This is a genomic window from Tigheibacillus halophilus, assembly GCF_042683165.1.
Classification (GTDB): Bacteria; Bacillota; Bacilli; order Bacillales; family Amphibacillaceae; genus Tigheibacillus; species Tigheibacillus halophilus.
In genome coordinates this window covers 403,004-423,318 of the sequence record NZ_JBHUIZ010000012.1, presented here as the reverse complement: position 1 = coordinate 423,318, position 20,315 = coordinate 403,004, and the positions used below count along the sequence as shown (strand labels likewise).

21 protein-coding genes are annotated in these 20,315 nt (G+C 41.2%); 9 read left to right on the top strand and 12 right to left on the bottom strand.

Annotated features, from left to right (window positions below; all coding sequences use genetic code 11):
- Positions 1-133 precede the first annotated feature (133 nt).
- The gene (locus ACFSMW_RS13225) at positions 134-349 is read right to left on the bottom strand and encodes a helix-turn-helix transcriptional regulator (RefSeq protein ID WP_390356331.1); all 216 of its coding nucleotides are present in this window, start codon (positions 347-349) and stop codon (positions 134-136) included.
- Positions 350-499: 150 nt separating this feature from the next.
- On the opposite strand from ACFSMW_RS13225, the gene ACFSMW_RS13220 reads away from it, so the two are divergent.
- From ACFSMW_RS13220 to ACFSMW_RS13195, 6 genes are all read left to right on the top strand, one after another.
- Positions 500-850, top strand: a complete 351-nt coding sequence (locus ACFSMW_RS13220; protein WP_390356329.1) for a helix-turn-helix domain-containing protein — start codon at positions 500-502, stop codon at positions 848-850.
- A 73-nt stretch (positions 851-923) separates the two neighbouring features.
- Entirely contained in the window at positions 924-1,736 is an 813-nt protein-coding gene (locus tag ACFSMW_RS13215) for a hypothetical protein (protein ID WP_390356327.1), read from the top strand.
- A gap of 85 nt (positions 1,737-1,821) precedes the next feature.
- The gene (locus ACFSMW_RS13210) at positions 1,822-2,277 is read left to right on the top strand and encodes an ImmA/IrrE family metallo-endopeptidase (RefSeq protein WP_390356326.1); all 456 of its coding nucleotides are present in this window, start codon (positions 1,822-1,824) and stop codon (positions 2,275-2,277) included.
- Positions 2,278-2,295: 18 nt separating this feature from the next.
- Entirely contained in the window at positions 2,296-2,457 is a 162-nt protein-coding gene (locus tag ACFSMW_RS13205) for a hypothetical protein (RefSeq protein WP_390356324.1), read from the top strand.
- Complete coding sequence (locus ACFSMW_RS13200) at positions 2,433-3,632, top strand: tyrosine-type recombinase/integrase (RefSeq protein WP_390356323.1); 1,200 nt, start codon at positions 2,433-2,435, stop codon at positions 3,630-3,632. The genes ACFSMW_RS13205 and ACFSMW_RS13200 overlap by 25 nt, the downstream gene beginning before the upstream one ends.
- A 173-nt stretch (positions 3,633-3,805) precedes the next feature.
- Positions 3,806-4,573 (top strand): rhomboid family intramembrane serine protease, encoded by a 768-nt coding sequence (locus ACFSMW_RS13195; protein ID WP_390356321.1) that lies wholly within the window; start codon positions 3,806-3,808, stop codon positions 4,571-4,573.
- 45 nt (positions 4,574-4,618) lie between these two features.
- Here ACFSMW_RS13195 and cshA read toward each other — a convergent pair whose 3' ends face one another.
- Positions 4,619-6,073 (bottom strand): degradosome RNA helicase CshA, encoded by a 1,455-nt coding sequence (gene cshA, locus ACFSMW_RS13190; RefSeq protein WP_390356320.1) that lies wholly within the window; start codon positions 6,071-6,073, stop codon positions 4,619-4,621.
- A gap of 610 nt (positions 6,074-6,683) precedes the next feature.
- On the opposite strand from cshA, the gene ACFSMW_RS13185 reads away from it, so the two are divergent.
- Both ACFSMW_RS13185 and ACFSMW_RS13180 read left to right on the top strand, forming a co-directional pair.
- On the top strand, positions 6,684-7,589 hold the full coding sequence (locus tag ACFSMW_RS13185; RefSeq protein WP_390356318.1) for a DMT family transporter: 906 nt from the start codon (positions 6,684-6,686) through the stop codon (positions 7,587-7,589).
- A gap of 112 nt (positions 7,590-7,701) precedes the next feature.
- A complete protein-coding gene (locus ACFSMW_RS13180; protein WP_390356317.1) occupies positions 7,702-8,571 on the top strand; it encodes a DegV family protein in 870 nt (289 codons plus the stop codon).
- Between the two features lie 35 nt (positions 8,572-8,606).
- Here ACFSMW_RS13180 and ACFSMW_RS13175 read toward each other — a convergent pair whose 3' ends face one another.
- The 3 genes from ACFSMW_RS13175 to ACFSMW_RS13165 form a co-directional block, all read right to left on the bottom strand.
- Positions 8,607-9,317, bottom strand: coding sequence for an alpha/beta hydrolase (locus ACFSMW_RS13175; protein ID WP_390356315.1), 711 nt, complete (start codon positions 9,315-9,317; stop codon positions 8,607-8,609).
- Positions 9,318-9,437: 120 nt separating this feature from the next.
- Complete coding sequence (locus ACFSMW_RS13170; RefSeq protein ID WP_390356313.1) at positions 9,438-10,214, bottom strand: YppG family protein; 777 nt, start codon at positions 10,212-10,214, stop codon at positions 9,438-9,440.
- 225 nt (positions 10,215-10,439) lie between these two features.
- A complete protein-coding gene (locus ACFSMW_RS13165; protein WP_390356312.1) occupies positions 10,440-12,035 on the bottom strand; it encodes a bifunctional metallophosphatase/5'-nucleotidase in 1,596 nt (531 codons plus the stop codon).
- A 156-nt stretch (positions 12,036-12,191) separates the two neighbouring features.
- Here ACFSMW_RS13165 and ACFSMW_RS13160 point away from each other — a divergent pair, with 156 nt between their 5' ends.
- The gene (locus ACFSMW_RS13160) at positions 12,192-13,124 is read left to right on the top strand and encodes a phosphate/phosphite/phosphonate ABC transporter substrate-binding protein (protein ID WP_390356311.1); all 933 of its coding nucleotides are present in this window, start codon (positions 12,192-12,194) and stop codon (positions 13,122-13,124) included.
- A 362-nt stretch (positions 13,125-13,486) separates the two neighbouring features.
- On the opposite strand, the gene phnE (ACFSMW_RS13155) is transcribed toward ACFSMW_RS13160, so the two are convergent.
- The 7 genes from phnE (ACFSMW_RS13155) to ACFSMW_RS13125 all read right to left on the bottom strand — a co-directional run bounded on the left by phnE (ACFSMW_RS13155) (position 13,487) and on the right by ACFSMW_RS13125 (position 20,071).
- Positions 13,487-14,272, bottom strand: coding sequence for a phosphonate ABC transporter, permease protein PhnE (gene phnE, locus ACFSMW_RS13155; protein WP_390356447.1), 786 nt, complete (start codon positions 14,270-14,272; stop codon positions 13,487-13,489).
- A 5-nt stretch (positions 14,273-14,277) separates the two neighbouring features.
- A complete protein-coding gene (gene phnE, locus ACFSMW_RS13150) occupies positions 14,278-15,057 on the bottom strand; it encodes a phosphonate ABC transporter, permease protein PhnE (protein ID WP_390356310.1) in 780 nt (259 codons plus the stop codon).
- Positions 15,057-15,827 (bottom strand): phosphonate ABC transporter ATP-binding protein, encoded by a 771-nt coding sequence (gene phnC / locus ACFSMW_RS13145; RefSeq protein ID WP_390356307.1) that lies wholly within the window; start codon positions 15,825-15,827, stop codon positions 15,057-15,059. The genes phnE (ACFSMW_RS13150) and phnC overlap by 1 nt, the downstream gene beginning before the upstream one ends.
- 310 nt (positions 15,828-16,137) lie before the next feature.
- Positions 16,138-17,064 carry an alpha/beta fold hydrolase gene (locus ACFSMW_RS13140; RefSeq protein ID WP_390356305.1) on the bottom strand — a complete coding sequence of 309 codons (927 nt, stop codon included), beginning with the start codon at positions 17,062-17,064 and terminating at the stop codon, positions 16,138-16,140.
- A 108-nt stretch (positions 17,065-17,172) separates the two neighbouring features.
- Positions 17,173-17,886 carry a PepSY domain-containing protein gene (locus ACFSMW_RS13135; RefSeq protein WP_390356303.1) on the bottom strand — a complete coding sequence of 238 codons (714 nt, stop codon included), beginning with the start codon at positions 17,884-17,886 and terminating at the stop codon, positions 17,173-17,175.
- Positions 17,887-18,005: 119 nt separating this feature from the next.
- The gene (locus ACFSMW_RS13130; RefSeq protein ID WP_390356301.1) at positions 18,006-19,379 is read right to left on the bottom strand and encodes a HAMP domain-containing sensor histidine kinase; all 1,374 of its coding nucleotides are present in this window, start codon (positions 19,377-19,379) and stop codon (positions 18,006-18,008) included.
- 5 nt (positions 19,380-19,384) lie between these two features.
- A complete protein-coding gene (locus ACFSMW_RS13125) occupies positions 19,385-20,071 on the bottom strand; it encodes a response regulator transcription factor (protein ID WP_390356299.1) in 687 nt (228 codons plus the stop codon).
- Between the last annotated feature and the right edge of the window lie 244 nt (positions 20,072-20,315).

Below are 20,315 nucleotides of genomic sequence, written 5' to 3'. Positions count from 1 at the left end.
TTTTGCTTCGCACCCGAGCATCAGCACCTAACTTCTTCGCGTGACCTATTGGCGCTGCTCCCTATCGCAACTGATAGATCATGGCACGCTCTGCTCGTTTAGATGTTGATGTTCGGATGCGAGAAAGCTTGGATTAGATGGCTCGTGCATTAATTGCACAATCATTTGTAAAAAAAATGGTCCAATCGAAGCCCAGATGGTATCCTAAGTTTTTGGCCACTTTTACACTTGGGGTCAATCCGTTCTCTATTTTAGTGTAATAAGAGCGATCGATACCAACTTTGTCTGCCACATTCTGGTGAGAATACCCTAACAGTTTTCTACGTTGAACCAATGTTTCGTTTTTCATATATTCACCACCCTTTGTGCAATTTCTACACTTATTATAATGTGCATTTTTATCACTGTCAACACTTATTGTTAATTTTTTGCACAAATTATTTATTGTGCATATTTTTCACCTATAATAAGGTTAATCGATTAGATAGGGGAACTGAGCATGCAGTATGGAGATAGGCTAAAAAAATTACGAGAGCGCAAAAAAATGTCCCAGCAACAGTTAGCTGATGAACTTAACATTAATAGGTCTACTTACGCTCGTTACGAACTGAGTAACACTCAGCCGGACTTTGAAATTTTAAAAACGATAGCAGACTTTTTCGATGTTTCAACTGATTACATATTGGGTCACGAAACAAGTGAAGAAAACAAACTGGACTACTACAAAAATAAAATAGCCACCGATTTTCCTGATATTGACCTCATGTTTAAGGACATGGAATCTTTAACCGCTCAGGAAATGAAAGAAGTATACGAGTATATAAAATTTAAAATGAGTCAAAAAAAATAAATATACGATCTCTTAAGATCGTTTTATTTATAAATAAAAAGTAGTTATTTTTTACTATTTAGGGGGTTTTTATTTGAAGAAATACTTAGCTTTAATTTTTACAATTTTACTAGTTTTTTTGGGAGCATGTGGTAATACCACAACTAAACAAAATGAAACCAATGATGAATCTAACGGGAGCAATGTTTCAAAGAAGAAAAAAGAAAGTGTATCAGTAGAAACTGAAAATCAGATTCATAAAATATTCTTCAATAACAGCTATAGCATGAAATCTGTCGGTGTATATGCCGAGTTAAGAAATACCGGTGATATCCCAGCAAGCGTCCTAGATGCAGAAATAACTTTATATGATTCGGATGATAATGTAATTGGGGTTGAAAACGCATCCGAGGGTGGCGGACAACTTGTTTCTCCTTACATCATAGAACCGGATGCGAGTGCCTATATTTCTTTGATTGTTGATTATGAGGATAAGTATAAAGATTTAGATCATGTAGATATTGATTATGACGCTGATCCAGCAGACAAAACCACATTCAATAAGTTGGACGTGGATAAGGTAAATGTGATGAACGGAGAAAAATACGAAGATGAAGATGCGCCAAAAGATTTACCTTCTTCCGAAATGATAGACGTCACTTTTAAATTGAAAAATAGTAATGATAAAGATTTGGATTATATGGTAGGAATTGGTCTCTACGATAAAAATGATAAATTTATAGGGGCAATGACTGATATTGATTATATTGATGTAGACTACACCGTTAAGTCCGGCGCAAGTAAAAGCCTAGAAGAAAAAGATTTTATACCCGTTAAAGAGAATGAAGTAGACCATGCAAAAGTGAAAGCAATTGGTGTTGAAAGTAACGGCGATGAGGATTTTTAATTTATAGAAAGGTGTACATTAATTTGTACGCCCTATCTTATACAACTAAATAGAACATACATTCTAAATCATAGGGGGTATTAGTTTGTATTCGCATCTAGAGGACTACATTTACAAACTGTTCAAGTCAATAGGGATAACAAAACCTACAGATTTGGAAATGAAACTAATAGCAAAAAAATTAGGGGTAAATATCACTTACGATGAGAACAAATTGTTTAGGCTTGATAATGAAGTAAGCTTAAAAAAAGGTAGCAAAGTACAAGAATGGATTGAGTTCGCCCATGAAGTTTGCCATTATCTCCGGCACTGCGGCAACCAGTTAAACATGCATCCGCTGTTCCGGCAATTACAAGAGTATCAAGCCGAATATTTTGCTTATCATTTCTGCGTACCGACTTTTATGCTAGACAGATTATTTAACTACACCATAAGAGACATTATGAATATTTTTAATGTAGATTATGATTTTGCGGTCAGAAGACTAGAAATCTATCGAAACAGGCATATGAATCAACCAGTAATTTGGTTTAATAGGTAAATAACAGGAGGTCTACTTATGAAAAAACAAGTATTTGAGTTCAAAGAGGTTCCAGTATTCTCTAAAATCAAAATGATCGATGGAAAGGTGGTGGGGCTATTAGAGGGATACAAGAAATTGCCCGTTGAATTACTACCTAAGGATGGTGAATACCCTTGCATTGCAGACAGATTGAATTAAAATCAGGTAAAACACGATGGGAATGTGTAGATGATGGACCAACAAAACCAAGTGGCAAAAGGAATCAGATTGTAAGACGTGGAAAAACGCAAAAAGAAGCCAAGGCAAAGGTTCGTGATGAAATTGCAAGACAAACAGCTGGCACAAATAGAAAAATAAGCAAACGTATCACATTCGGTGATGCTGCACAAAAATGGTATGACGTGTATTCGCTGGATGGAAAGAAGAAAAGCACATATCGAAAACGGCGCCGCGAAATTAGAGATCTAAATGAACACCTTAAAGATACGCCAATAATGGATATAACACACGATGAGTACCAATCGACAATAAATAAGATGTTTAAGAAAGGACATTCCCAATCCACCTTGTTAGGTACTAACAGTACTGCAAATATGATTTTTAAGTATGCCAAAAAGAACAGGTGGGTTGAAGAAAACCCAGTCACTGATGTTGTTATACCCAAAAAGAGGAAAACTGTTGAGGAAATAAAACAAGAAAACATTGAGGAAACTTACTTTGATCGAGATGAATTGGAGGAATTTCTAACTGCCACAATTAAATACGGATTAAAATATGATAAAGAAAGATTTTTTGCCATGGCATTCATCGGCTTGCGTCCTGGCGAACTTTGCGCATTGCAGAAAAAGGACCTTCTGTTTGAGAATGACGAAATAGACATCAATAAAACGATCTATAGCGAAACAAACAGTATCACTGGTTATGAACTGACGCCGCCGAAAACATATGGATCCATTAGAGTCATTCCTGTAGAAAGGTTTATTATGGACATGTTAAAAAAAGTCGTGCATGATAATGATAAGCATAAAATGAAATACCGTAAGCTTATTCCTGATTATCACGATAAAGACTTTGTATTTGCCCACGAAAACGGTTATCCTTTTCTAACGATCACGATGCGTAACCGAATGAGACGCATTTTAAAGAAAACAAACATAAAAAAGAATGCTTATCCGCATATGTTCCGGCATACACATATTAGTATGCTGACGGAAGCCGGCGTGGATCTGCCGACCATCATGAAACTGGTTGGACACGAAAACGATAAAACAACAACGAAAATCTATACGCATGTCACCAAAAAGATGATAAAGGATGCACCTGTCCATCTAAGAAAAATGTACGGAAATATCCTCGAAAAAATGCTTTTGTAGATATTATGTTATATTTCTGTTATATTTACAAAATATCCACCCTTAATATAATGCTTCAACCATTGATAAATAAGGGTTTGTTGTGTACAACATAACATATTATGTATGTACTATACATGAAATAGAATTACAATCAATAATACTCTTGTTTCCTGTCTGGGGGTCACTCATTCATGTTTATTCGTACAGAAAAAAGTATTAAAGAATTTATGCGATTCTATCCAGTGGTCGCAACTTTGATCATTATCCATTTCCTATTGTGGATTATCATTGATCTGCTCAGACTGCCGTTTGGAGAAACGATATACAATTATGGTGCTGGAGTGAATTTATTTATTCACCAGGGAGATTATTGGCGGCTGATTACACCTATTTTCCTCCATGCAAATTTCATGCACGCACTATTCAATTCCTTTTCCCTATTGATTTTCGGGCCTGCACTGGAGCAAATGCTGGGGAAAACAAAGTTCATCATCGCTTACTTGATAGCTGGAATGGTTGGAAACATTGCAACGTATGCTTTCCATCCAACTGCGTTTGTCGTTTTTATTGGAGCGTCAGGTGCCATTTTTGGATTGTTCGGCATCTATATGTATATGGTCATGTTCCGGAAAGATTTGATCGATAGTGCCAATGCACAGATCATTCTGGTCATTTTTGTGATTGGCCTCATCATGACCTTCCTGCAGCCTAACATCAATATTCAAGCCCATATTTTCGGGTTTATAGGTGGAGCAGCGCTTGGACCGATTGTACTGCACCGCGCTCAGCCATTTTTCCAAAAGACATACGAATCCAAAAGCAGCAATGACATCGGTTTTGATCCGAATCGCTGGAAAAAGAAACATCGAGTGCCTGCGAACATCCGAAAAAATTGGCTGTGGATTATTTTAGCTATACTTGTATTGATCGGGTTACTCGGAAGAATTGGCTTTTTATAAAAAAATCCGTATGTCTCTGAAGACATACGGATTTTTGCATTCTGTTTATTTATTTCGTGAGCGGCGTTGGTAGTTATCTTTACGCTTACGATTATGGTTGTAGTTGTTGTTTTGTCTCTTACCATAATAACGCTTATTGTTAGAACGACGTTTATCATTAGAATGCTGTGCTTTCTTGACAGATACCGGTGCAATCGACGAAATGTGGACCGGAACATCCTTGCGTTCTTTTGTCAGCATTTTCAATGCAGCTGCAATAACGGTTATGGAATCATGGTCTTGCAGCAAGTCATTAGCAGCTTCATGGTATGCAGACAGGTCGCTATTTTCCAAGGTTTTCAGGATTCTTTCCATCGAAGCTTGCTGTTGCCCTTTCAATGCATCTTGGTTGCTTGGCGGCATCAGACGCTTCATTTTGCTCTTTGTAACTTTTTCGATCAATTTCAAATGTGCCATTTCCCTTGGAGTGATAAAGGAAATCGCTTCTCCCATGCGGCCAGCGCGTCCCGTACGTCCAATCCGATGGACATAGCTCTCAGGATCTTGTGGGATATCAAAGTTGTATACATGGGTCACACCGGAAATGTCTAAACCACGTGCCGCGACATCCGTTGCAACAAGCACATCTACACGCCCATGCTTGAATTTATTCAAGACGGACATTCTCTTGCCCTGTGTAAGGTCGCCATGGATACCTTCCGCACGGAAGCCTCTTACCTGCAGCCCTTCCGCGACTTCATCAACACGTTTTTTCGTACGCGCAAACACGATTGCCAAATCAGGGTCATTGATATCCAAGTGATTGGATAATGTGTCGAACTTGTACTTTTCCGGAATCTCAACGAAATATTGGACAATATTTTCCACTGTCAGTTCTTTTGCTTTGATTTTCACTTCTTTTGGTTCTTTCATGAGATGTGTCGCGATATCACGAATTTCTTTTGGCATAGTAGCGGAAAAAAGCAGTGTCTGCCTTTCTTCCGGAATACTCTTCAAAATATCACGAATATCATCAATGAAGCCCATATTCAGCATTTCATCCGCTTCATCCAAGACCGCTGTTTGCACATTATCAACACGTATGGTTTTCCTGCGCAAATGATCAAGTAATCTTCCCGGTGTTGCTACGACAATTTGCGGTCTCTCTTTCAGAGAACGGATTTGTCTGTCCATATGCTGCCCGCCATATACAGGCAGGGCACGAATACCTTTGAATTTCGCTAAACGGTTGATTTCTTCAGCTACCTGAATGGCCAACTCTCTGGTCGGTGCAACAATCAGTGCCTGAATGTCGCGTTGCTTAGAATCGATTTTTTCCAGTATCGGAATTCCGAATGCCGCTGTTTTACCTGTACCTGTCTGTGCCTGTCCAATCACGTCCATACCTTGCAATGCCAGTGGAATCGTTTCTGACTGTATTGGAGTCGCCTCTTCAAAGCCCATTTTTTCCAAAGCGCGCATAATCGGTTGTGAAATACCAAGTTCTTTAAAAGTTGTCACGTTTATCTTCTACTCCTTTGTTGTAATTGATTTGCATGTATCAGGATTTCAAGCTTGTTTTGCATAAAGATCCATAGCAAAAACAGCCAAATAGAACTGTTGGCATGTACAGACAAGAAACCAGATTCCGGAAACGGCAGTATGGAAACCGTATGGAAGAGGATGATTCAAAACGGATGAAAAACAAGAACGACAGTTGCCGCTGCCGATTTCAATTGAGATGTTGGACAGCGCTGGCAAGCGTGGAAAAGCGGAAGCAATTTCGCGGAAAAGCCCTTAGCAAACCCAATCATCTATAATGTATGTGAAAACATGCTATTATCGTTTTTCATTTTCTTCTGTTGTATCCGAAAATATCCTGCTATAGATCATGATGATGAACGGCTGTTGCGCTCATTCAAAACGTTCTGCGTGAAAAGAAGGCCTGTTGTTATAAAACCCTCTGAATTCCATGCTTATTATCATTCAACTAATCATAACACATTATTGCTTATGATATCTACTAGTTGCTATATTATTTCTATTATGGCATGGTAATTTATGTACACGATGGTAATATCTAATTTTATCTAAAAAATTCAGTGGAAATCCATTTCAAGGAAGTGCTAGCATGAGACATCCACCATTCAATCCATATGCAGCTGTAGTCATTGGGGTGATTGCCGTATCGACATCGGCAGTGCTCGTGAAGCTTGCTGATCAGGCTCCTGCTGCAATCATTGCTAACTACAGGCTATTATTTGCCGTTTTGCTTATGGCTCCGATCATATTACTGAAATATAGGAATGAGCTTAAAAGCATCAGTAAAAGAGATTGGATAATGTCAAGTATTTCCGGAGTGTTCTTGGCTTTTCATTTCATTCTTTGGTTTGAGTCATTACATTATACATCTGTGGCCAGTTCTGTTGTGCTTGTGTCATTACAGCCGATATTTGCTTTTTTGGGTACCTATCTGTTTTTCAAAGAACATTTTTCCTACGGTGCTATCATCAGCATGATCATCGCTCTCTTTGGAAGTGTCATCATCAGTTGGGGGGATTTCAGACTAAGTGGTATGGCCTTTTTTGGCGATGTATTGGCATTAGGCGGAGCGATATTCGTCACCGCTTATTTTCTGATCGGACAGAGCACCCGAAGGCGTTTGTCCTTGATGACCTATACATTTGTAGTCTACAGTATTAGTTCCATCACATTAATCATCTATAATATAGTCCTAAAAAATGATTTTTTCGGCTATCCTCTGGACCATTGGTGGGTTTTTTTACTGCTCGCAATTGTGCCGACGTTCTTAGGCCATACACTGTTTAATTGGGCGATACGCTGGCTTAGCACAGCTACAATTTCCATGGGGATCATTTTTGAACCTGTCGGCTCGACCATCTTAGCTTATATCATCCTTCATGAAAAAGTGACTGGGGCCCAGTGGCTTGGAGGAACAATTGTCATTTTCGGTTTGATGTTGTTCATTTTGAGTACGAAGCGGAAACCGAAAGTGACCATTTCCAGGAAACATTGATGCAGTTCTGGCAAGCTCTCCTCAGCATCGTCGTGGCATTGTCAATTTTTTTCTATCGCTGTTAAGGGTTAGCTGTTATACTAACGGTAATAACCAAAAAGCAGGTGTGTTCATGAAAATCCAGATAATGACGGATGGCGGGGCCGATCTTGCTCAAAAGATGTTGGATAAATTGCATATCAACATTGTCCCGCTGTACTTGCATTTCTCTGATGGGCAGTTCAAAACCCATGAGAATATCGACTTAGATAGTTTCTATCAGAAAATAAAAGATAATAAAGAAATCCCGAATACTTCAGCACCCAGTCCGCATGATTTTTATGAAGCATATAAAGCGGTCGACACAGAATTGCCGATCATTATGCTGAGCTTGTCAAAAGGGTTGAGCAGCACGTATGAAAATGCGGTTGCAGGCAAAGATATGCTTCTGGAGGAGCAACCAGACCGAAAAATTGAAGTGATCAATACAAAGACCGCCTCATGCGGTATGGCACTTCTGTTGCATGAGACGGCGAAGATAGGTTCAGAAAGTGCATCATTTGAACAAATCGTCGCTCATCTGCGTGAGCGGGTGGAACAGACCACGACTTTGTTCATGCTGAAAACCTTGGAGAACCTCATTTTAGGCGGCCGTTTGGATAAAGTGAAAGGCACAATAGCAAAGACGCTGAATATTAAGCTTCTGATGAGAGGCAGTGAAGAAGGCACGATTGAGGTCACTGAAAAAATTCGTGGTGAAAAAAAGGCTTTGCGTCGATTTATCGAGCAAATTGGAGACCACGCCAAAAACTTCGATGATAAGGTCATCACCCTTGCTCATGGCAATGATGAGGAACGCGCCCAATCAGTTTTGCGTGAAATTATGAACAGATATCCTTTCAAAGATGGCTTCCTCATGCCTACAGGCCCGCTGATTTCCTCATATGGCGGCGAAGGGGCACTGGTCATTTCTTTTTTCGCTGACTCTGACAATGCAGTCTAGCTTGGCTATACCAAAAAAAAGATAAAAGAAGGGGATCAGTGGCTTTCAGTTGCTGTCCCCTCCTTTTCTAAAAACTGGTATACGAGCATATTCAATGTATCCTTATCACTGCCAAGGCACATGAGATGCCTCGATTTATCAAAAAAGACGATTTCCTTTTTCTTTGAAGAAATTTCCTTTTCCAAAAAATAAGCTGTTTTGTAAGGTACGAGACTGTCACAATGGCCTTGGGCTATCAGTACGGGAGAATGCACATCCTTCAAATGCTTCCTCGTGAATTTGACCAGTTTCATGAACTCCAGATTCGCCTTAAAGGGGACAGCCCCCCATTTTTTTCGATAATGGAGATATAGCTTGTTTCGCTTCAGATTTCCTTTGAAACCATCCTCAACCAATGCAGCCAAATCTACCATGATTTGCTTCCATGACAAATACTTGCCTGCCGTAGCCAATAGCACGAGTTTATCCACATGATGCTTTCCGGCTAAGTATGCCGCAATCATGCCACCCATGGAAAAACCGATAATATAAATTCGCTCATATTTCTCTTTCAGCTGCAACAGCGTATTCTCTGCAGCTTGGATCCATTCTTGATAAGTAGTGTCTTCCAATGATAATTTTTTTCCATGTCCCGGGAGGACTGGGACTTTGATATGCCAGTTGGTATGTTCCTGTAAAAACGAGGTTAACGGTTCCAGCTCATACGGCCCTCCGGTATACCCATGGATTACCAGACAACCAATCATAATATCCCTTCTTGTTTTTTTATTCGGTTCATCGTTTTTCGACCGCTTCTTACATTTACCCTGTTTTCACGTAATGATACTATTCATTTATTGGCAAACCATCCATTACTGTCAGATGTTTTATTTACGAAAAGCGGAAAAAAGCGATCCCAATCCTTTTACAACTGGTGTCAGCTGCTGAAATGTGTTCGCCATATGACCAACAGTCGACAGCATTTTATCTACATCCAGCTGCCCATTATCATCATGAAAATATCCCATGACACCACCATGTTTCATTGGCTGCTGCGGGTTCATCTGCGTTGGCCAGGGTGGACTTTGTTGAGGGAAATCAAATTGTTGAAACGGCGTCATGTCAGATGGGTATGCGGTGGAATATGCTGTTCCCTCTGGTGCTGGATCATTGGTCTGTTGCGGATATGGCTGATATGACTGCTGCTGACCAGGATAAGGCTGCTCTGATACATATGGTGGAAACTCCGGATATGCAGCACGCTGGGGCTCCTGAAAATAACCGGGATATCGTAACTGTTCATGATGCTGTGGATCATCTGGCAGCTCCGGATGCAAATAAGGCACATCCTTGTTTTGCTGTCCGGTGTAATCATGCTGTGTATATGCATCACTGGGAGTGTTGTAAAAATTTGAAGAATGCATAGCCGGTGATGAACCGGCCATATCAGGCTGTTGCAGCGAATTCTTTTTCATACTAAACGACGATGCCGCCATGGGCGCACCGTATGATTGCTGCCCAAGTTCTGACAGACCGTTATCGTAAGGATAGCCATGTTTGAATGGGGAATCTGGTTTTAAATGATGATATTGCACGCTCACCACACCCTCCTTCTCTTCTATAGCAGGATATGCAAATAAAATCGATGTTGTGTATGCGTCCATGAAGGACTTCCGCAGAAGACCAATGTGCGTTTTCCTGGCTTGCAGGCGGCATTGCCACAATTATTTAAGGAAGATGAAGAAATGCAATCTTAATTCTTTCTATATTCCTTTATTGTACTTACAGACTGTTTCTCCTCCATTTTCACGTATGAATTAGCGGGACCTGTATGAAAAGGATAAAAAAATGCCCTCTGTCCGCTGACTGCCGGCAGAAGGCCTGCGATACTAACCACGTATCACTTTCCAATTATGATTGAGCGCAGGCTCAATTGTTTGATGTTTTAAAATATAATTTGCGATCAATTCGGATACATCTACAGGTATATCTTTGATGACTGGTTTCCCTTTATACATCGGATATTCACCGCCACCCCCGGAACGATAATTGTTCATCACGACATCATATTGTTCCTCGTCTTCCACCGGTTCGTCATGGTATTGTAATTTGACGACTCTCTTTCCTTCTGGTTGAGTAATATCGATCAAATAGTCGATACCTTCCCACATATCATAATTATAATGCTGTGGTTTGGGGGTGGAAAATGCCGGATTCACTTTAACTCCGCCATCCTCATCTGCTTGAAAATACGCAGCCGATCTTTCCAATGCCGCTTTCATATCTTTACCGCTGATTCGAATTACTTTCAGTGTATTGGGATAAATATAGTTGGAAACGACATCACGCATCGTGACGTTCTTTGGAAACCCTTTTGCTTTGTTATCAAACAGTGCCGTATTAGAAATATCGACCCCAGCTGCATCCATTTGTACACGGTTAATAAATTCGATCAGTGGATTATCTGCTGTCCTGATCTCCATCGGATCATGGACGAGCATATCCCCGTTGATTTTTCCAATAGGCTGGTCCAACCAGGTTTGTGTCGCCTTTTCATAGTCCAGTGTCTTTTGCAGCATGTCCTCATCGGCTGGCACACCCGATGTCGATAAAAGTTCTGATCGCTTTTTTGTGCACACCCAGTTTGTTGATCTTTTTTCCAATTCTAATGTCACTTTCCCAAGAGCGATCCCATTATTGCCGGGCTGCACCACAATGACACCGTTGACTGATTTTCCGAAAATCTGTCTATGCTGATGTCCTGTCAGCAACACATCGATCCCATCCACTTCCATACACAGCTGATATCCCTGATTTTCACCAGTCAATGTTTCTGTCGGTTCACCTGAGTCCAAATCGCGCTCGAATCCCCCATGATAAGCGACAATCACAATGTCGGCGTTTTCTTCATTTTTGAGGTAAGGAACCCATTTTTGCGCAGATACTACAGCATCTTCAAATATCATTCCTTTAATGTGTTCGGGCTGTTCCCAGTTTGGGATATAGGGAGTTGTCAGTCCAAGAACTGCCACTCTTAGCTCAGGTACTATCTCTTTGATGATATAAGGCTTACCAAAAAAAGGCTCTTGATTTTCATTTAAAATATTTGCAGAAAGCCAAGGATACGCAGACTCTTCCACAGCTTGATTCAGGAGCGTCTGACCATAATTGAATTCATGATTACCGAACACCCCTGCATCATAGTGTAACGCATTGGTCAATATTGTCATGGGGTTCGCCTGATCACTTTGCTGACGGGCGAAGTGATAGGTCAATGGGGTTCCTTGAATCAGATCACCATTTTCAACCAATATCGTATGTTCATTTTCATTTCTTTCCTGTTTGATCAGCGTTGCAATTTTACCCAGACCAACATCATCCGGTTCATTAGTTCCATATTGAATTGGATAGATATTGCCGTGAACATCACTTGTCTCTAAAATTGTCAGTTGCACTTTTTCCAAATTGGCACACTCCTTGTACATTTTCAGGGTTTACAAATAAATACAATAAATGGATAAATGGCATCCTATCTTTTATGTAAATTTTTGTTGATACTTAAAAAATTATGTTTCTTTCTTGTCTATTATGTTATATCATAATAATGCAATATACAAAATCAATTTATTTGGAGGTCAATTATGTTCAAAAAGTTTGCAACCGGGTTGATTATGATGGTTTTGATTGCAGGGCTTCTCGCCGCATGTGGAAGCGGTGACAAAAAGAAAGATACAGACGAAGCCTACAAGCCAAAAGAATTGAAAATCGGCTTTGTACCCTCCCAAAACGCAGAAACTTTGGAAGCACGTGCGAAACCTTTAGCAGATCTTCTTTCCAAGGAATTGGATATTCCAGTAGAGGTCAAGGTGACCACGGATTACAATGGTGTGGTCGAAGCAATGGGTTCCAAACAACTGGATCTTGGTTTCCTTCCTCCAACAGATTATGTGCTTGCACATAACAAAGGCTATGCGGATGTATTGCTACAAGCCCTTCGCTACGGTGTAGACCCTAAAACAGGCGAAGACACTGATGAAAAAGTAGAGTACTATTATGCAGGCTTACTGGTAAAAAATGATTCAGGCATTGAAAAGCTGGAAGATTTAAAAGGGAAAAAAATCGGCTGGCAAGGGCCTACTTCATCTGCAGGATATGTATGGGCTGCTGTTGAAATGAATAAAAAAGGCATCAACCCTCAAAAAGATGTAGAAGGCGTCCAATTGCAGGGGCATGACAAAGGGGTACAAGCTGTACTTGACGGCGATGTCGATGCAGCATCCGTATTCGTTGATGCACGCAATATCTTAAAAAATGATATCCCGGATATTTTCGATAAGACACATTATATGTACCAAACTGCAAAAATCCCAAATGACACAGTCAGCGTTCGTCCTGACATGGATAAGAAATGGAAAGAAAAAATTGCTGATGCATTCATTAAAATCGGGGAAGATCCTAAAGGACAAAAGATCATTCACGACATTTATACACATGTCGGATATAAAAAATCCAAGGATTCCAACTTCGATACCGTACGTGAGTACAGTGATGAAATTAATAAGATCGGCCAATAATTGTAAAGCCTGTCCTTAAATGAGACAGGCTTTTTTCTGCTGAATTTTAATATCTCAAGAAGTGGTATCCCAGCGTTGCTGGGATTAACAGATCACCAGTAAATCGTCGGTCCCTCCACTTAGCGTATCAGGAGCTTACTCTATTTCTAATCTAACAGTTTACCTTTGCTCAACCTTCTATTTTTTGCCTGAACATAGCATTCTTTCGTATTTATTGTGTTAATTTCCACTTTCCTCTTCTGTAACAAACTGCATGACTTGTTTGTAACAGTCTTGGAAGCAGCATGATTTTTCGCGAATGAGTTGTTTAAATATCTCCACAAAAAAAGGCGCAGTACACAAGCACTGCACCTCTCACTGATTCAAACCAAGCGTTTTCTGATCGAACTGGATATGATATCAATGATGGTTACCATGACGACAATCCCTATCAAAATGATACCGACACGATCCCATGAATGTCCATTCAAAGCGAAAATAAGTGGTGCACCGATACCGCCCGCACCGACAATCCCCAGAATCGCCGCAGCACGGACACTGATTTCGAAACGATAGAGGGTGTAGGACATGAATGCAGGCAGCACTTCCGGAATGACTGCAAACCATAATGTTTGGATTTTATTTGCTCCAGATGCTGTAAGTGCTTCAGCAGCACCGAATTCAAGGTTCTCAATCGCTTCAGCAATCAGTTTGCCCAGCATACCGATTGAGTGCAGCCCCAGCGCCAGAATACCTGCAAAAGGTCCCAAACCGACAGCCTTGATGAACAGCAATGCCAAAATCAACTCTGGAAATACCCTGATGGCACTAAGGATGAATTTCCCGCTGGAAGAAATCCAGCGATGCTTTGACATGTTTCTTGCGGCCCAGAAAGCGAAAGGTATACATAAAATAGCTGAAATGAATGTACCCAGCACAGCAATTCCCAATGTTTCCAGCAACGCGCGCAGTAAATCCTCTCCAGCAGGATCATATATATATCCCCAGTCAGGATGGAGGAAACCGCTGGCAATTCCCTTCATTGTGAGCCAGGCAGATTCCTTGAAGTTGAATGCCGGCATCCCCGCGAAGGCCCATACATAGATAGCAACGACAATAACGACGACAGCCCATTTTTTTATACGTTTTTTCTTTGGTTTCATGATCATCTCACTCATATCAATTTCTCCCGTATTCTATTGCTGATCGTATCGACAACCAATACGACAACAAATGTATAAATGATAATCGTCATCACGCGATCATATTGGAAATAACTCAAAGCATTATTCAAATATAACCCGATGCCTCCCGCACCAACATAGCCAAGTACAGCTGCGGCACGGATATTGATTTCAAAACTGTATAAGAAATAAGACATGAAATGGGCGACAGTTTGCGGAACAACGCCAAAGAAAATCCATTGAATCTTATTTGCTCCTACTGCCGTCATAGCTTCAAGTGGGCCAGGGTCGATAGCCTCGATAGCTTCATAGAGCAGCTTAGCAATAATACCGAATGCGAATACAGAAATAGCGAAAATACCTGGAATCTCACCAATACCGAAAATTGGCACGAATAAAGCTGCCAGCAGCAGTTCAGGAATTGTACGGATCAGATTCATGATGAATCTGGCAATCTGGTACACTACAGGTATTTTCACCACATTACTGGCTGAAAACAACGCAAACGGGATAGCCACAATACCGCCAAACGTTGTACCTAGTACCGCCATGCGAATCGTGTCCAACATGGGCTCTGTGACATATTTAAAGTAGGACCAATCCGGCGGGAACATTTCATCAAGCAATGTGGCCATATTCGGAAGACCGTCCTTTAAATCACGCAAGGACACTCCAGTCTGCCAGGCACTGGCCCAAATGATAGCTAAAATCAAAACGATGGTTGACAGGGTTTTGATTTTAGCCGTCCGTCTTTTAGTCATGGCTTTCATCAGTCAGTCTCCCCCAGCATTTCATCTTTTTTGATTTCCCGGCCATAGATACTTGAAAACACTTCATCTGTCGCTTCTTCAACCGGACCATCAAAGACTATTTCTCCCGCCCGGATGCCGATAATTCTTGTTGCATATTCTCTGGCCAAGTCAACAAAGTGCAAATTGACAACGGTAGTAATACCCAACTCTTGGTTAATACGCTTCAAATCATTCATCACTTGTTTTGTTGTAAGCGGATCCAAGGAAGCAACCGGTTCGTCTGCCAGAATGATTTTTGCCTCCTGGGCCAATGCACGGGCAATCGACACACGCTGCTGCTGTCCTCCTGACAATTCATCCGCTCTTGAGTAAGCCTTTTCCTGGATGTTCACACGGTTCAACGCATCCATCGCCAGTGCGACGTCATGTTTTGGAAACAAACCTAAAAGCGTACGGATTGTCGAGTGGTACCCAACACGCCCTGACAGTACATTACGCAGAACGGAAGAACGCTTTACCAGGTTGAAATTCTGGAATATCATGCCGATATCCCTGCGGATGCGAAGTAAATCTTTTCCTTTAGCAGCAGTTATTGACTTGTCGTCAATCAAAATTTCCCCTTCTGTAATCTCATGCAATCTATTGATGGATCTAAGCAGCGTAGATTTCCCTGCACCCGACAAGCCGACAATAACTACAAAGTCTCCTTTGTCCAGTTTAAGATTGACATTATTCAGACCTTTTGTCCCATTGGGGTACACTTTAGATACATTTTTGAACTCAATCATCTATGTTCAGCTTCCCTTTCCCCGTCTCCATTTTGGCAGTAAGAAAAGTAAAAAATCTTTGATTCTTTTCCTCCTGCATAAGATCAACCGAGCATTCGCTCCCATTTCCCGAACGCTGAGTCTCCCAGACAAATTTCAACATTATTTTTCAAAACTCTACATTAAATTTAACAATGTACACAGATATTTTCAAGACAATTTTTTACTTTTTCATTACAACCGTCATTTCATGGACTTTCACTTTGAAGCCGCAACCAAATAAAAAGACATCACCTCCCTAAAAAAGGGGGAATGTCTTTGTATAAAATGTTCAATTCAGCAATTTATCCAGCCAGTTTTCGATATCTGCCATCACTTCCTCACGATTCCACTCATGAAGCATTTCATGGCGGCCATCCTTATAAAAAATGGAGGTTATATGGCGAATTCCTATTTTTTTATATTGCTTAATGACCTTGAGAACGCCTTTCGTATGATTTCCTACAGGGTCACGATCTCCACTGATAAACAAAAAAGGCAAGTCTTTTTCTATTCTTTGCATCGCATCAGCTTGATGTAACGCCTCTATCCCTGACAACAAATCATAGAAAAAACCTGAGGTACTGATAAAGCCGCAATATGGATCTTCCATATACTTCTTTACCTCGTCCTGATCTTTGGTCAGCCAATCGAAATCGGTCTGTACATCAGGAATCGCTTGATTATAATTCCCAAAGGAGAGCTTATTCATTAATGGACTTTCCGTCCGTTTTCCGCGCGTCCAAATTTGCGTTTTGGCTATCAGCTTCCCGACTTTGCCTAATAATCCGAGACTGCCACCTGTACCTGATATGACTACACCAGAAATATCACCATGATAACATTGTATAAAACGACGGACCAGAAAGGAACCCATGCTATGCCCCATCATGAAAACTGGTACGCCCGGATACACCTCGTGAATAAACAGATTGACTTCTTTCAAGTCATCCACTACTTTTTCAAACCCGTATTCCTCCGCAAAAAATCCTAATGCACCACTGTTTTCACCAGTTCTTCCGTGGCCACGGTGGTCGTTGGCAACGACATAAACCCCTTTATTGACAAGAAACTCAGCGAAACCTTCATAACGTTGGCTATGCTCCGCCATACCATGCGCAATTTGCAGCACAGCTTTCGGTTGATTTTTTTCGTCATACCAATGGTTCACAAAAACTTCGTGCCCGTCTGTCATGCGTAACCAAACATCTTGTTTCAACGCTAAGCCCCCCTATAAGCAGATTGTATTCTGCCGGCTGAATGATGCAAAGGTCAATGCAGGCAACTAAAATCAAAGAGCCATGAACACTCCCGCTCATGGCTTCTCTCAATCATCGTCGATCTCGATGGAAATCGTTTTGCCAGTCATCGCATCGATTTCAAATTCTGCTTCCCTGTCATTGCCGTCTTCAATCTCAATTTCGTAAATATATCGGCCGTCATCTTCATCCAATTCCAATTCTGTGATCGTTCCCGAAAATTGATTCAACGCAATTCTGGAAGCCTCTTCAGCCGAAATGACTGTTTTTTGTTTGTGCTTTGACGAATTATTTGCATGTTTTTCCGCATACTTGCTGTTATCGTCATGCCCTGATTGCTTTTGCTCTGTTTCCGATTCAGATTTGCTGTCGGAGTTCGAAGTCTGATCGTTCTTTTTTTCTTTTTTTGTCTGCTCCTCTTCTTGTGGCTCCTCTTTCTTTTCATTGATGCCCAATGATTTGGCCTCATCCTCTTTGCTTTTGGCAGCCTCAGGAATTTGCAGCATTTCTTTCAGTTTTAGAACTTCTCCAGTATTGCCATCCATTTTCAGCTCATAGATTTTCTTTTCACCTTCAATGGCCACAGTATAAACTGCCTTGCTGAAATCCTTATCTAAATCGAGTTCCATGATTTCACCCGGATATTGATCTTGAACAATTTGTTTAATATCGGATGGTGATAATTTCGGCTCAGCCTGGGAGGCATTGGAATGATAGACTCCCCACCCGCCCGCAGCAACAATGATCACTGCAGCAGCGACTAGCATGATTTTTTTCTTCATTTTGCATACCTCCCTCCGTCCTCCATGATACCTTCAGTATAAACAGGCCTAATGAAAAAACGATGTGAGCCACATTAGAATTTGCTGAGAGTTTTACAGGAAATAACCACTTATCGCGTTCAATGTCTTTCCTGATTTGCTTCTTTTTCCAAGGGCAGCTGCAGAGTGAACGTTGTTCCATAACCAATAACACTTTCGACCGTCAGTTTGCCACCATGCCCCTGTGCGATCTGTTTGGCTATCGGTAAGCCCAGCCCTGTTCCTCCGGACTCCCTTGTACGGGCTTTATCCACCCGATAAAAGCGATCGAAAATATGCTCCAAGTCTGCAGAAGATATCCCTTCCCCATGATCCTTCACCTTAAAAGATGCCCGGCCATCTTCGGATGATAATTTCATTTCAATTGCGTTTTCTGTATACTTCAAGGCATTATCTATCAGGATATAAATGATTTGCTGCAATTGCGGCTGATTGCCTTTCACCACCAGTGCAGCTGCTTCCTCACTTATATCACAATACATTTCCCGCTCTTTATAAGCACCGGAAAACGTCTTATAAGCATCCAAAACCAGTTTGCTTAGTTCCACTGTTTCCGTGTTTGTTTCAACTTGGCTTTTTGCCAGCTGCAGCATTTGTTCCACCAGATTTTGCATCCTGTCTGCCTCAGAATCGATGGCCTCGATGGCTTCATGAAAGACAGCCGGATTCTCAGCTCCGCGACGCTTCAACAACTGCGCATAACTTTTGACAATCGAGATTGGTGTTTTCAATTCATGGGATGCATCAGATACGAAAATTTCCTGCTTTTCAAAGTTGACTTCGAGATTATCAATCATTTCATTGAATGTTTGTCCCATTTCATACAGTTCATCTTTTGACTGGTTTGTCATTTGAATTTTTTTCCAGTTTTTACTTTCTGTGTTTTCCTTCATGGTATGAATAAGCTGCTGAATCGGGCGAAGCAGGAATTTACTCATAAACCTGGCAGCGATCAGAATCGGTACAAAGATGGCAAGTGATGCCACCACCAACACATAAAAAAGCGTCGTCTGATTTGCTTCCACAGCTTTCAGTTGCTGGGAAACTTGAATAGCGACAACTCTGCTGTCATCCCAAATAACCGGCCGAACCACGACAGCAACCGGACTCTTACTGGCATCCTTGGTGATATAGTGCTTTTCCTGATTGCTAAACTTATACGGCAAGCTTCTATTCTCTACAGATTTCGCTTTCTCAATGATCTTCTTTCCATCTTCATTGATCACACGGATCATCCCATCTGTTGGTAAATAGGCCGTAAGCAAATCATCCCGCGGTATTTTCGGATTCTGATGCAGGACATCGACCAAATCATCTGTACTATGTGCCAGCCAATCCAATTCTGTATCAGAGGAAATCTTATGAAACAGGAAATAAATGGATGCATTTACCAACAAGACGAGCAGAAGCATGAATATGCTTGTAAACAGCTGAATTTTCGTTTGGAGTTTCATTTCACTCATCCCTTGATGGTGTATCCTACACCGCGAACAGTCTGGATATATGGTTCTTCAAAACCCTTATCGATTTTTTGGCGCAAATAACGGATGTATACATCTACAACATTTGTGTCGCCAAAATAATCAAAGCCCCAGACCTGTTCAATCAGCTGCTCCCTCGTCAACACAATATTTTTGTTCTTCAGCAGACATACAAGCAAATCGAACTCCCTTGGGGTCAGTTCAACCTCCCGGTCCTCCCGTCTGACTTCGCGGCTTTGCAAATCAACAAACAGCTTCCCGACAACAAGTTGGCTACCCCCATTTTGATGGTTTGCCTTTCCCTGCCGCAAATGTACACGAATACGTGCCAGCAGCTCTTCAATTTGAAATGGCTTGGTCACATAATCATTTGCTCCCTGATCCAATCCGCTCACTTTGTCATACACCTGGTCACGGGCAGTAAGCAGTATAATTGGTGTCTCCTGATCCTTACGGCGTGTTCTGCGTAATATTTCCAAACCGCTCAGACCTGGGAGCATGATATCCAACAAAACCAAATCCCAGTCTTTTTCCTGGATAAGACGCAAGGCTTCTTTGCCATTATCAGCAATTTCCGTTTGATAATTTTCATAATCCAGCTCCAGCTGCAGTACACGGCTAAGCTTCTGTTCATCTTCCACAATTAAAATGGCTGGTTTATCCACCCACTCACCTTCTTTCGTTTCCTATTCCTATCTTAATACAGCTTGACATATCTCGCTATCATTCCGACAAATTTTAAATTTTGCTGGCCTTGTACAATATCCGCTGTCGTGGCAGACAAAAATTTTGCAACAATACCCTATCCATTGGATAATGGAATGAATCAGATGAATGAATAAAAAAGCGAGGAGGCTCAAGCCGTACCCACGGAAAGCTTCCATCTGTAGTAAAGTAACGGAGTTACAA